At 54.5% G+C, this 11595-nt stretch carries 12 protein-coding genes; 5 read left to right on the forward strand and 7 right to left on the reverse strand.

Going from position 1 to position 11595, the window contains the following annotated elements; translation table 11 throughout:
• Nucleotides 1–38 precede the first annotated feature (38 nt).
• Together ACFE7X_RS16225 and ACFE7X_RS16230 are read left to right on the forward strand one after the other, a co-directional pair.
• Nucleotides 39–374 carry an ABC transporter permease gene (locus tag ACFE7X_RS16225; protein ID WP_375436732.1) on the forward strand — a complete coding sequence of 112 codons (336 nt, stop codon included), beginning with the start codon at nt 39–41 and terminating at the stop codon, nt 372–374.
• A gap of 179 nt (nt 375–553) precedes the next feature.
• Nucleotides 554–3532: a DEAD/DEAH box helicase gene (locus ACFE7X_RS16230; protein ID WP_375436733.1), complete on the forward strand. Its 2979-nt coding sequence runs from the start codon at nt 554–556 to the stop codon at nt 3530–3532.
• Nucleotides 3533–3581: 49 nt separating this feature from the next.
• Here the strand turns inward: ACFE7X_RS16230 and ACFE7X_RS16235 are convergent, their stop codons facing one another.
• From ACFE7X_RS16235 to ACFE7X_RS16250, 4 genes are all read right to left on the reverse strand, one after another.
• Nucleotides 3582–4511: a carbon-nitrogen hydrolase family protein gene (locus ACFE7X_RS16235; RefSeq protein WP_375436734.1), complete on the reverse strand. Its 930-nt coding sequence runs from the start codon at nt 4509–4511 to the stop codon at nt 3582–3584.
• A gap of 163 nt (nt 4512–4674) precedes the next feature.
• The gene (locus ACFE7X_RS16240; RefSeq protein ID WP_375436735.1) at nt 4675–5682 is read right to left on the reverse strand and encodes a sensor histidine kinase; all 1008 of its coding nucleotides are present in this window, start codon (nt 5680–5682) and stop codon (nt 4675–4677) included.
• 11 nt (nt 5683–5693) lie between these two features.
• Entirely contained in the window at nt 5694–6464 is a 771-nt protein-coding gene (locus ACFE7X_RS16245) for a hypothetical protein (RefSeq protein ID WP_375436736.1), read from the reverse strand.
• 33 nt (nt 6465–6497) lie between these two features.
• A complete protein-coding gene (locus ACFE7X_RS16250; protein WP_375436737.1) occupies nt 6498–6944 on the reverse strand; it encodes a hypothetical protein in 447 nt (148 codons plus the stop codon).
• A 223-nt stretch (nt 6945–7167) separates the two neighbouring features.
• On the opposite strand from ACFE7X_RS16250, the gene ACFE7X_RS16255 reads away from it, so the two are divergent.
• Together ACFE7X_RS16255 and ACFE7X_RS16260 are read left to right on the forward strand one after the other, a co-directional pair.
• Nucleotides 7168–7623 (forward strand): hypothetical protein, encoded by a 456-nt coding sequence (locus ACFE7X_RS16255; protein WP_375436738.1) that lies wholly within the window; start codon nt 7168–7170, stop codon nt 7621–7623.
• Between the two features lie 93 nt (nt 7624–7716).
• Entirely contained in the window at nt 7717–8265 is a 549-nt protein-coding gene (locus ACFE7X_RS16260; RefSeq protein WP_375436739.1) for a hypothetical protein, read from the forward strand.
• A 94-nt stretch (nt 8266–8359) separates the two neighbouring features.
• Here ACFE7X_RS16260 and ACFE7X_RS16265 read toward each other — a convergent pair whose 3' ends face one another.
• Nucleotides 8360–8821 (reverse strand): GNAT family N-acetyltransferase, encoded by a 462-nt coding sequence (locus ACFE7X_RS16265; protein WP_375436740.1) that lies wholly within the window; start codon nt 8819–8821, stop codon nt 8360–8362.
• 182 nt (nt 8822–9003) lie between these two features.
• Between ACFE7X_RS16265 and ACFE7X_RS16270 the strand changes: the two genes are divergently transcribed.
• A complete protein-coding gene (locus tag ACFE7X_RS16270) occupies nt 9004–10191 on the forward strand; it encodes a class I SAM-dependent rRNA methyltransferase (RefSeq protein ID WP_375436741.1) in 1188 nt (395 codons plus the stop codon).
• A 99-nt stretch (nt 10192–10290) separates the two neighbouring features.
• Here the strand turns inward: ACFE7X_RS16270 and ACFE7X_RS16275 are convergent, their stop codons facing one another.
• The gene (locus ACFE7X_RS16275) at nt 10291–11178 is read right to left on the reverse strand and encodes a prohibitin family protein (protein WP_375436742.1); all 888 of its coding nucleotides are present in this window, start codon (nt 11176–11178) and stop codon (nt 10291–10293) included.
• A complete protein-coding gene (locus ACFE7X_RS16280; protein ID WP_375436743.1) occupies nt 11160–11423 on the reverse strand; it encodes a hypothetical protein in 264 nt (87 codons plus the stop codon). Before ACFE7X_RS16280 ends, ACFE7X_RS16275 begins: the two co-directional genes overlap by 19 nt.
• Nucleotides 11424–11595 lie beyond the last annotated feature (172 nt).

Consider the following 11595-nt stretch of genomic DNA (forward strand, 5'->3'; position numbering starts at 1 on the left):
TGCTTATTGCCCCCCTCAACATCTTTTTTTCGCTCTCGATGCTAGTCATTGATAAGCGCAAGGACGTGGCCATTTTGCTGGCAATGGGCGCTACGCCGCTCAATATTCGGCGTATTTTCTTGCTCGAAGGCGCTATTGTTGCCTTGGTAGGAGCCGCTACGGGTCTGGCACTAGGCGTAGGTATTTGCTGGGCGCAGCAAACCTTTCACATTGTGAGTATGGGCATGGCTACCAGCGTAGTAGACTCTTACCCGGTGAAAATGCAGTTCTCGGACATTGCCCTAACTGGGCTGGCCATCATTTTCATTACCCTCACCGTCTCTATCCGGCCTGCCTTGAACGCAGCAAAGATTGACGTACGCGAGAATTTATAACATTTCTTAGGCAAAAACGGTAGTTTGGACCCTGGAACGGGTTTTTAGCTAATACTATACCTGTTTTTCAACTAATTAATGTAACTATTTTCATATTTAATTTTATTATTTGCTTTAAACCGCAATATTTAACGACTGTAATTACTTTTAAAGCTTCAATTTGGTCTATACTCATTTTTATGAAGGTTTCTACTTCTCAGCCTTTCCAAATTGTTTATTCGTTGCTAGAGCACGAGTACCTAGGTTATCTGTTTGAGTCCTATGTAGTTCAACGCAACGCCAAGGGCCAGCTTACCCTTCAGCACCAAACGGTTTCTATAAAGAACGCCCCCGAGTTTGCGGATGGCCTTGACCCAATCGACTTCGAGCTCATTGCGCTAACCGACCAGATTCAGCAAGATGCTGTTATCAAGGAGTTTTCAACCAAGAAGACCACGCCCGCTGATTTCTTTCTGAAAGTGTTCGACCCGGAGAAGGGTGACAAACTGCTACAGGAAGAGATTTGCCGTTATGTGCAGGAGCGTATGGGGCAGGTGCTGGCCCGGCTGACTGGGAAGCTGGTTTTCATTATGGGCAAGGACGGTGAGCCCACCTGGCACGAAATCGGGCTGGCGGCGGAGGCAGCATCTATCCTGTTCCACTTTCGGCGCAACGACGACAACACGCACTACTTCCCTACTATTCAGTATCAAGGACAAAAGCTTGACTTTCAGTACAAAAACGCTGTCATAGTATGTGAGCAGCCCGCCTGGCTGCTCCTCAACGATGTCCTGTATTACTTCCGGCACGAGGTGGACGGCAAGAAGCTACGCCCGTTCCTGAACAAGAAATTTATTGTGATTCCGCGGCAGGTGGAAGACAGCTATTTCCAGCGCTTCGTGGCGCCACTGGTTGAGTCGTTCGACGTGCATGCCCGGGGTTTCGACATTCGCTCGGAGCGCCACGTGGCTCTGCCTCACCTCACGTTCTCCGATGCGCCCACTGCTACCATTGTGGCCGAGGAAGAGCGGCGGCGCCCTACCGCGGGCCGTCCTCGCTCTGTGAACTCCGACAGTAACACGGTTGTCGCCAGCGTGGTGGCTCCCTCCGACCACATTCACTTCGACCTCTCGTTTCGCTACGGCAACTACACCGTGCACAACGGCCACGACAAGCGGGTGTACGTGCAGCTGGAAAAGAAAGAAGACAACTACATTTTCCACCGGCTGGTACGCAACCTCGACCGGGAACAGGAATTCATCCGGGAGTTGGCCGACCGCGCCTTGGAAGTGCGCAATGGCCGGGCCGTGCTCGAAAAAGCTACCGCCTTCCGTTGGCTGCATCACAACTCCGACGAACTCGCCCGCCTCGGCTTTACGGTGCAGCAAAGCAGCACATCGGGCAAAGACTACTTTATTGGCGCTGTAAGTGTGGAGGTAGGCATATCGGAAGCCAACGACTGGTTTGATGTGCGCGGCACCGTGCGGTTCGGCGATTTTGAAATACCCTTCATCAAGCTGCGGCCTTACATTTTGCAGCGCCGCCACGAGTTCCGGCTGCCCAATGGGCAGATAGCTATTATCCCGGAAGAGTGGTTTACGCAGTACTTGGAGCTTTTCGCCTTTGCCGAAGAGCACGAGCATACGCTCACGCTGCGCAAGCATCACCTGGCCCTGGTATCGGACCTGCAAAACGGCAATTTGGCTACCGTGGTGATAAGCCGCAAGCTGGAAAAGCTGCGCGGTTTCGAAATCGTAGAAGATCAGCCGATGCCCGTGGGTTTCCGGGGTGAACTGCGGCCCTACCAGAAGGCGGGCTACAACTGGCTGCACTTCGTGAAAGACTATCACTTCGGCGGCTGCCTCGCCGACGACATGGGGCTCGGCAAGACCATCCAGACGCTGGCGTTGCTGCTACAGCGCAAGGAAAGCGGCGAAACGGGTGGTGCGGCCTCTTTGCTGGCCATGCCTACCTCGTTGGTTTACAATTGGTTGAGCGAGGCTCAGAAGTTCACGCCCACGCTGCGCATTCTCACGTACACGGGCACTTACCGCGACAAAAACGTGGCACAGTTCGCCGATTACGACGTAGTACTGACCAGCTATGGCATCGTGCGCCTGGACGCCGAGCTGCTGAAAACCTATAAGTTCGACTACGTGATTCTGGACGAGTCGCAGGCTATCAAGAACCCAAGTTCTACTACCTCGCACGCCGTGCGGGGACTGCACTCGCGCTACCGCCTTATCCTGACCGGTACGCCCGTCGAGAACAGCACCATGGATCTGTGGTCGCAGATGTCGTTTATTAATCCGGGGTTGTTGGGGACGCAGGCGTTTTTCCGCAAGGAATTTCTCAAGCCCATCGAGAAGGGCAAGGATGAGGGCCGCACCCGCAAGCTGCACGCCCTTATCAAGCCGTTCATTCTGCGCCGCCACAAAGCCCAGGTAGCCCGCGAGTTGCCCGACAAAATCGAGCACCTCAGCTACTGCCCCATGACCGAGGAGCAGGAGCATTGCTACGAGGAAACCAAAAGCTATTATCGCAACAAGATTCTGCAAAACATCGAGGAGCACGGCACGGCCAGCACGCAGTTCATGCTGCTCCAAGGCCTCACCAAGCTCCGCCAGATTGCCAACCACCCTCGCATGGCCGATGAGGAGTACACGCACGAGTCGGGCAAGCTCCGCGAGGTAATTCGCATGATCAAGAGCGTGGTTTCGGAAGGCCACAAAGTACTTGTGTTCAGCCAGTTCGTAAAGCATCTTGATATTGTGCGGGCTTCGCTAGATGAACGGCAGATTGAGTATGCCTACCTCGACGGCAACACCCGCGACCGGCACAAAGTGGTGACGCGCTTTCAGGAAACCGAAGACCTGCGCGTGTTCCTTATCTCGCTGAAAGCCGGCGGCGTAGGCCTCAACCTCACCGCCGCCGACTACGTGTTCATCCTCGACCCCTGGTGGAACCCGGCCGTGGAAGCCCAAGCCGTAGACCGCGCCCACCGCATCGGGCAGGAGCGCACGGTGTTCACCTACAAGTTCATCACCAAGGGCACCGTCGAAGAGAAAATCTTGGCGTTGCAGCACAAGAAGATTCAACTCGTCACGGACCTGATAACCACCGACGAAGCCATCATCAAGAGCCTCACAAAAGAGGATATCGAGGAGCTACTAGGATAATTGTGGTAGCGCTGGCTAGTGTTGAGCTAGTCAGTGCCTATTGCTAAGATTAGAGCGTAATGGACTGTGTTGGCGGCTGGTTCACCACGGTTAACTGGAAGACGTCGTTGCGGGAGTAGTGCCCCACGCAGTCGAAGTCGAGCTTGCTTTTGATGAGCACCGAGGCATCTATTTCGGCCGTTAGCAAGCCTTCCTGGTCCCAAAGGGGGCCGGCCAGAATTTCGCCCATAGGCGAGATGATGACGCTGCCACCGCGGCTCATGATATCGGGCTCGGCTTGCAAATCTGCTTGGTAGCGCTCGGGGTAGTCGCTTTTGCGCACCAACTGATTGCTGGCTAGCACAAAGCAGCGGCCTTCCAGGGCAATATGCTGCATTGTAGCCTGCCACGAATCGCGGGCGTCGGCGGTGGGCGCCAGGTAAATTTCGACGCCTTTCTGGTAGAGGGCCGTGCGGGCCAGGGGCATATAGTTTTCCCAGCAGATAAGGCCGCCGACCCGGCCTAATTCGGTGGCAAAAGTCACGAGTGAACTTCCGTCGCTTTCACCCCAAATGTAACGCTCCAGCCCCGTAGGCTTGAGCTTACGGTGCTTGCCTAGCAGGGTACCATCTTTGTCGAAATACAAGAGGGTGCAGTAAAGCGTCCCGCCGATTGGCTCTTTTTCGGTGATGCCTAAGGCCACGAACAGGCCGGCTTGGCGAATGGCGGCTTGAATACGAGCCAGTTCGGGGGAGTCCACTTCCAAACTGTTTTGCCAGTAGTCCAGCCACATAGCTCGGCCTTTATCGGTGCGCCGACCTACGATTGCCTCGAAGGTCAGACCCCGCGGGTAACAGGGAATGAACGACTCGGGGAAGAGCAGTAACTCGCACCCAGCTTCAACTCCCCGCTGAATCCAGTCTATAACTATGTCCACGCTTTTATCTGCATCGAAAAGCGCCGGCGTGGCTTGTACGACTCCGACTTTACTGTTTTTCATGTGGCAAACGATTGGGTGCAGTTGCGCGCAAGGTAGCGGACTCGTAAAAGTATTGCCTTGGTTGTAGCACAAATAAGCGTTAGTTCATGGTCTGCCGTCTTGATTCAGAATATAACTCGCCACTTGTTGGACGGTTATGGCAATATCAAGCACTGAGTGAGAGCTACTTATCGGTTATGGGCAAGCGCACAATGAATTCAGTGTATTCACCTTCTTTAGTTTCAAAAGAAAGCGTGCCGCCGTGCCCCTTCGTGATGATGTCGTAGCTCAGCGAAAGGCCTAACCCTGTTCCTTCGCCAGTGGGCTTGGTAGTGAAAAAAGGCTGGTAAATTTTCTGTTCTAGAGCGGCTGGGATTCCGGTGCCGTTGTCCCATATTCGCAGCTCAAACTGGCGATTTACGAGTTGGGTACTTACCCTGATTTCGGCCTCGTAGCCTGCTTTATCACCCTCCTGCTTTTTTTGGAGTGCATAAAAAGCGTTATTAAACAAGTTCGTCAACACCCGCCCAATGTCTTGCGCTGCTACAGTAATGAGTTCGGCTTGCGCAGCAAAATGCGTGGTGAGAATAACGTTGAAATCCTTCTTTTTGGCCCGTATCCCCTGATATGCTAGCCGAAGGTACTGGTCGGCCAGAACGTTCAAGTCGGTAGGTTCCCGTTCACCAGGAGTGTTGCGGGCGTGGAGCAACATTCCCTTCACAATAGAATCGGCCCGGCGGCCATGGAGCATAATTCTTTCCAAGTTATCCGCTAGGCTATCGAGCAATTCAGCGGCCAGCAATTTCTGCTCGTCGGGCAGCTTATTCAGTACCTCTTCCTTCACCTCCTGCACCAATTCGGCGCTAACTTCCGAGAAGTTCATGACAAAGTTCAGCGGGTTTTGAATTTCATGTGCTACCCCGGCCGTCAACTCACCTAACGATGCTAGTTTCTCGCTCTGAATAAGTTGACGCTGTGTAGCCTTTAGATTCATCAGGGATTGCTGCAAGTCAGCGGTGCGTTGCTGAACTTGCTGCTCCAACACCTCGTTTTGGATGGCCAGAATCTGATGCTTTTCCCGCTCCTGATGCAGTCGGCGCCGCTGTTGCAGAGCCACAATACTCACAATGCCGATAGCTAATAGCAGGCGGACCGGACCAATGAGCAAGTAGGGCAATAGAGCGTTCGGCATATGCTGACCACCTAGTTTCCGGCGGCAGTAGTTAGGCGATAGGTAGTAAAGGCTGGCTGGCCCAGCAACTTGTAGGGGCGCGGATGCCAGCAGCTATAGTGCAACCAGTGCGGTAGAGCCCGTCGCGGATTTATAGCCAACGGAAAAAAGCTGAACATCCATGCCAGTAGCCCCATGTGAACAGCATACAGCAAAGCGTCCGGACAGGTAATGATTCTATCCAGCAGAACGAGAGTAGGAGTGTCGTAGTCCGAGTTATAAATCACATTGATAGCCACATACGTGACTATCGTGTAAGAGAAATAAATCAGTGTAGTTATACTCAAAAAAAACTCGGCCTGGTTTTCTAAATACAGGCTGGTCCGGCTTATCTGGCCGATATGTAGCAGGGCCAGCGTGACCAGAAAAGCACTGCCAAAAGCCTGGGAAAAACTGTTGACGTACGTGAAGCCCTCGCTCAAGAAAGCAGCATCGAGCAAGGCTATCGTTAGAAATATTCCAATACCTACCGCAATACTTTTTTTGATTCTGACGGAGGATAGCAATCGACGATACATTTGCGCTAAAAACCAGACTGTCAATGCAGTAGAGATGTGCGTAACGTATGTGTCGTTTCGAAATACCGGTCTGCTTATCGTAGTCAGAATATAAAACAAAACTTCTGCCTGTACATAATACAGCACCAAGTTGAATTTGTGGGGGATAGTATTTCGCCGTATCCACATGGCGACAAATGGCAATAGCGGCGCGGCTTCCATCACCCTGATGGCGAGGTAAAGCACTCCAGTCCAGCTTTCCATTTTACGCTGAGAACCTTACTGCATCAACACACTCCCATTATCACAGTCGCTTTCGCATTTGTCGTAGCTCACTGCTATCAGAAGGCTTTGAGTTGTTACTATACCCTCGGTTATATCCTTGCCAGCGCTGTTTACTCCTACTACCACAATACCGTAGTCTCCTTTTTCACTCATTGCCCGGTATATGCGTAAGCCTACACAAGCTTTGTTGTTAAGGATTTGCTCGATAGCGAAGCGACCACAGTAATTTGCATAGACGGTTTTTTCTTTGTGATCCTTGCGGTACTTTTTAGTTTGCTTGCCGGCTTCTTTGCTATTTATAGCTTCCCCAGCTTTGGAATTAAAGCCCTTAGGCATGTAACTCCCTGGATCTTCTTCTGCCCTCCGCGTAATGGCACCAAGAATGTATCCTGCTCCTAGTAGCAGAAGGGAAACGGGGAAAAAGGAGGTTGTCTTTTTCATGAGGTATTAGCTGTAAAACCTGGAACGACAGGGAATCTATTTGCCAAGCCCTCACAAGCCCGGCCCCTCACACGTAAATTACTATATTACAAATATATATATTAAAAGTTAAGTTTTTGTTTCATTATACTCGTCTGCTGCTACTTGCTTATCCAAGCCGCATACGTAGCTCATCTGTCTCTTTTGTAGCAAAAGCCTGTCTCCTCATATCCCGCTACCATCCATGCACCTCTACCTCCGCACGCACGTAGCTGCCTCACCTGTTCAAGTTTCCGCTGGCTTCACACGGGAACTGTTTTTGGCCTTGGCCCCGCCATTTCCACCGTTTCATCTGCTGCGCTTCGATGGGTGCCAGCGCGGCGACGAAGTGCATATTGAGCTAGGCGCGGGCCCATTACGGCGATGCTGGACTTCGCTCATCACCGACAATGGCACCACACCCGATGGCACGCATTACTTCGTGGATAAAGGCCAAGTGCTGCCGGCACCGCTCCGCTACTGGCAGCACCGCCACCTGATGCAGCCCGCTCCGGGTGGGGGCTGCTACATAGTGGAAGACATTGAATACCGCACGGCCTCTAGCCTACTCGACCGGCTGCTGTACCCCGTCATGTGGGCGCAATTCGTGTGGCGCCGGCCCATTTATCGGCGCTGGTTCGGGTCGGTGGCCGGAAGCTGAAGCACGAAATCAAGTGGTGCGTGGCGTTGTGGACAGCTCTGCCGTATACGCCTGGGTCAAGCAGCGTATATTGCTGCGAATCCGGCTTCGTTTATGCGCATTTGCTTTACTTCTGCTCGCCGCGTGCGGCCTTTTCGGCACTTGTCTGCCGCTTTGCTCGTGTTGGCTCTTACGGCCAGTTGCAGCAGCATTCAACCAGCTTTCTTTTTCCAGTCGGCTGATTCTTCTCTAGCCACTCCGCCAGCCAAGGCGGAAGCCGCAGACGTAATGGTGGCAGCTATAGTGCCTGAAGCAGTAACAGTACAACCAACAGCCACGGGTCCACATCGGCGGCAGCGGGTCAAGCCTCGAGAGCTACGACAAATAATGCGCTTGGCAGTGGCACAAGGCTTGGTTCGGACGCAGGCAAGTACAGGCACCCAGCTACGTCGGCCGGCCACGCAGGCCGTGCGGCATCAGGCGCAATCATCACGCAAGCCAACCGAGGTAGGACTGGGCACTACAGTATTTGGAATATTGGGCTTTTTAGCGGTGCCAATTGGGCTTATCGGGCTGGCGCTTGGCGGCGGACTCGTATGGGGCCTGATTGCCGCGGCTGGCGCGTTGGCCATTCTCATAGCTTGGCTCGACCCATTTGCGTGAGTAAGTCGGTAATTCTGTGGCTTCCTCCTTCAATAAAGAAATGCCGAAGGCCTCAATTGGGGTGGGGCACAAGCCGACACAAGTGCTGACTCCCTTACAAATCGAGCACCATCTTCACATCGGTCCGCTGATAAGGGCCTGCTGGTGCGGGTACATGGCGGAAGCCTAACTTACGGTATAAGGCCAGAGCTGGTGTCAAGCGCGAATTCGAGAGCAGCTCAAGTTGATGGGCACCCAATTGACGCGCTTTCGCTACGGCAGCCTGCCCCAACGCATAGCCAATACCCAGGCCTTGCGCGGCCGGCGACACCGCCATTTTAGCTAGCTCGAACACACCGTGGCCTTCGTGCAGCAGCGCACACGTACCCACGAGTTGGCCCTGATGCTCGGCCATCAGAATAGCGCCGCCAGGTTCCAGAATATAATGTTGGGGCTTGTCAAGCATTTGATAGTCGGGCGCTTCCATAGCAAAAAACTGCGTTATCCACTCTTCGTTGAGGGCGCGAAACACCGGCTGATGAACTGGTTCGTAATCGAGGATTCGGAGGTCGGGCATGATGAAACAAGGTAAATTCTTCAACTGCTTTTATCGTTAGCAAACAAGCTAGCTGATTTCAGTTCACGGTAGCTTGCGCCCTTGGCAGGTGTCCTTCGCCAAAGGAACAGTGGGAGGTGGAGACGGCCAAATGGCTTTGGCGTACCTTTGGGCTTTACTTGTTTTGTTTGAATTCCCGCATTATGCCCGCTATCGTCACTCTTAAGCCCGGTAAAGACCAATCCCTTCGTCGCCGTCATCCGTGGGTGTTTTCCGGGGCCATTGCCCGCATGCAGGGCGAGGTGGTGGAAGGCGAAGTGGTGATGGTGCAGGCCACCAACGGGGAAGTACTCGGCATGGGCCACTACGCTCCCGGTTCCATTGCGGTGCGCATGCTCGACTTCGGACCCGCTGCCCAGCTGCCCGACGCTAACTTCTGGGAAGCCCGAATCCGCAACGCTTACCGGCTCCGGCAGGGCCTGGGTCTCACGGGTACCGGCACCACCAACGTCTACCGCCTCACCCACGCCGAGGGCGACGGTCTGCCCGGCCTCATCATTGATGTGTACGGCGACGTGGCCGTGGTGCAGGCCCACAGCGCGGGCATGTACAAAGCGCGCCCACTCATTGCGGCCGCGCTGCAAACGGTGATTCCCAACCTGCGCGCCATCTACGACAAGAGCGCCGAAACTGTGCCTACCAAGGCGGCCCCGGATGCGCAAAACGGCTACCTGCTAGGCGAAAGCAACGGCGCCGAACATATTGTGCAGGAAAACGGCCATCCATTTGCCGTGGATTGGGAAACGGGGCAGAAGACTGGCTTCTTCATCGACCAGCGCGACAACCGCAGCTTGCTGGCCCGCTATGCGCCCGGCCGCCGCGTGCTCAACACGTTCTGCTACACCGGCGGCTTCAGTTCTTACGCCCTGCAAGCCGGCGCCGAGCTGGTGCATTCCGTGGATTCCAGCAAGAAGGCCATCGAGCTAACCGAGCGCAATGCCGCCCTCACCGGCCTCGAAAGCAAGCACGCCGCCTACGCCGAAGACGTGTTCAGCTTCCTGAAAGCCAGCCAGGAACAGTACGATCTTATCGTACTCGACCCACCGGCTTTTGCCAAGCACCTCTCGGCCCGCCACAATGCCCTGATGGGCTACAAGCGCCTGAACGCGGCCGGCATCAAGCAGATTGCTCCGGGCGGGCTGCTCTTCACGTTTAGCTGCTCGCAAGTGGTATCGGCCGAACTGTTTGAGGGCGCGGTGCTGGCGGCTGCCATTGAGGCTGGCCGCCCCGCCCGTATCCTGCACCGCCTCACCCAGCCTGCCGACCATCCTGTGAGCCTGTTTCACCCCGAAGGCGAATATTTAAAAGGTCTTGTGCTGGCCGTAGAGTAATTATCCTGCCGACATTCCACGCATCAAGTGGAAAGGAATCCGGATGAAGTCATTCAACTGCTTTGAGTCAGATTCCTCCTGCATTGGGAGAACAGTTTTCTACTTCGTTGTGCCGGGCGCTGGCATTTGCATCAGAAACTGGCTGCCAGAACCGCTGGTGTAGGTAGGCACGTTGCTGCCACCCTTTTCCCATGCTTCAATCCAGCGCATTTGCACAAGTAGCGGCGTGAGGGATTGTTGCTGCTTTTCGTTGGCGTAGGCCTGGGCATCGGCGGCAATGCGGATGGCTTTGGCCCGTCCTTCGGCCTCGGCAACATTGATGCGGGCCTGCGCTTCGGCTTGCCGGATGCGGTTTTCGGTTTGCAAGCCGGTTTGCACGGCCGTGTTTTTGGCGTCGATGGCGGCTTTTAGGCTAGCGGGCGGCTCTAGCTTGGTGGTGATTTGCTGCACAATGAAGCCCATGGACTGGAGCTGCGTTACGAGGTTGGCCTTCACCCGCGCTTCGTAGTTGCCCCGGTTGCTGATGAGGCTGTCGGCGGTGTAGCGGTTGGTGGCCACGCGGTAGGCCTCGTACACGGCCGTTTTCAGAAACCCATCCTCGATGGCAGGCAGCGGGCGACGGTACTGCCGGAAAATATCGTCTACCTTATCGGACTGAATGTAATAGTTGAGGCTGGGGGCTACGCCGAAGCTGGAACCGTCCTTGCTTTGCACCTCAAACTCCTCGTACTCTTTGTGTTGCGTATACACCGGAAATTCGTACACGGCCGTGCTCAACGGGCTATAAAACACCCAGCCCGTGGTATAGGTGATGTCGTCGACGCCGCGGCCGGAGCCGGCTAGGTTCACCTTGATGCCTACATTGCCAGCGTCGATTCGCTCCACTTTAATCAGGCTACAACCCGCCACTAGCGCCAGCAGCAGCAAGCCCACGAAAACAAGCGGTTTCAGCCAGTTGCGGCTGGGGGTTAGTTGATATTGGGCCATTTGGAGTTAGAGGATGGAGTGGAATTAGAGTTCGATAAATAAGCCGTGAGGGCCCGGCCCGCCTGGTACAACGACAGGGCTACGCCGGCCGCTAGCCCCAGGAACCCCAGGATGCCGCAGCCCAACCACCAGTTGGAGGGGCGGCTCAGCCAGTCGAGGCACGCAGGCACGGCGTACGGTAGCACCACGAGGTAGAAGAGCAGCCAAAAGGCTATGCGCAAGTAGGAAGAGCGTTGAATAGGCATAAGCAAGTATTCAAATCTACTAATCTGAACAGTAGCACGCATCTTGGTCATCAACCAGTTGCGGCTACGCAGCTATTAATCGTGGAAAGGTGCTTGGCATTACAGGCAAAAACGCCCTTATCTTGAAAAGTTGCTGAGTATGCCAGCCATAAAGTGCGTCTTCGAGTTATAG

The sequence above is a fragment of the uncultured Hymenobacter sp. genome (assembly GCF_964242765.1).
In the GTDB taxonomy this organism is placed as follows: domain Bacteria; phylum Bacteroidota; class Bacteroidia; order Cytophagales; family Hymenobacteraceae; genus Hymenobacter.

Excerpts from the sequence above, each read along its gene's own strand:
- ACFE7X_RS16225 (WP_375436732.1), top strand. The coding sequence starts at position 39 with ATGCTAGTCATTGATAAGCGCAAGGACGTGGCCATTTTGCTGGCAATG.
- ACFE7X_RS16230 (WP_375436733.1), top strand. The coding sequence starts at position 554 with ATGAAGGTTTCTACTTCTCAGCCTTTCCAAATTGTTTATTCGTTGCTA.
- ACFE7X_RS16235 (WP_375436734.1), bottom strand. The coding sequence starts at position 4,511 with ATGAAAAACAGTAAAGTCGGAGTCGTACAAGCCACGCCGGCGCTTTTC.
- ACFE7X_RS16240 (WP_375436735.1), bottom strand. The coding sequence starts at position 5,682 with ATGCCGAACGCTCTATTGCCCTACTTGCTCATTGGTCCGGTCCGCCTG.
- ACFE7X_RS16250 (WP_375436737.1), bottom strand. The coding sequence starts at position 6,944 with ATGAAAAAGACAACCTCCTTTTTCCCCGTTTCCCTTCTGCTACTAGGA.
- ACFE7X_RS16255 (WP_375436738.1), top strand. The coding sequence starts at position 7,168 with ATGCACCTCTACCTCCGCACGCACGTAGCTGCCTCACCTGTTCAAGTT.
- ACFE7X_RS16260 (WP_375436739.1), top strand. The coding sequence starts at position 7,717 with ATGCGCATTTGCTTTACTTCTGCTCGCCGCGTGCGGCCTTTTCGGCAC.
- ACFE7X_RS16265 (WP_375436740.1), bottom strand. The coding sequence starts at position 8,821 with ATGCCCGACCTCCGAATCCTCGATTACGAACCAGTTCATCAGCCGGTG.
- ACFE7X_RS16270 (WP_375436741.1), top strand. The coding sequence starts at position 9,004 with ATGCCCGCTATCGTCACTCTTAAGCCCGGTAAAGACCAATCCCTTCGT.
- ACFE7X_RS16275 (WP_375436742.1), bottom strand. The coding sequence starts at position 11,178 with ATGGCCCAATATCAACTAACCCCCAGCCGCAACTGGCTGAAACCGCTT.
- ACFE7X_RS16280 (WP_375436743.1), bottom strand. The coding sequence starts at position 11,423 with ATGCCTATTCAACGCTCTTCCTACTTGCGCATAGCCTTTTGGCTGCTC.